Source organism: Larkinella sp. C7 (assembly GCF_006149005.1).
Taxonomy (GTDB): domain Bacteria; phylum Bacteroidota; class Bacteroidia; order Cytophagales; family Spirosomataceae; genus Larkinella.
In genome coordinates, this window is the sequence record NZ_VBSL01000200.1 from 1 (window position 1) to 393 (window position 393).

1 pseudogene is annotated in these 393 nt (G+C 46.3%); it reads left to right on the top strand.

Going from position 1 to position 393, the window contains the following annotated elements:
* Positions 1-393 (top strand): annotated as a pseudogene (locus FH871_RS35095) (IS3 family transposase); the annotation flags it as partial.

A 393-nucleotide genomic window follows, 5' to 3' on the forward strand; every position in this document is an offset into this window, starting at 1 on the left:
CAGCTAGAGGACCGCAATCGTTATTTAGAGATGGAGGTTGGTCTGCTAAAAAAGTTAGACACCATCAGACGGCAAAACCGTCGGTGAGACAAGGCAGGTACTTGGAAGTCTTCCAAGCTATCAAAGATTATCATGAGGAGAACCCCAACTTCCCTATTCAAACTTTGTGCAGGATTCTGAAAGTCTCTCGTTCAGGTTATGATAAATGGCTAAAGCATCCAGAGACGCCTTCTGAAAGAGTGAACAAAGAGCTGATGGCAACCATAAAATCTTTTCATCATCGCTACAATGGTATCCTCGGCTATCGCCGCATGACCGCCTTTGTCAACCGGCAACTAGGCACCCAGTATAACAAGAAGCGGATTCGCCGACTCATGCCCATTCTAGGCATTC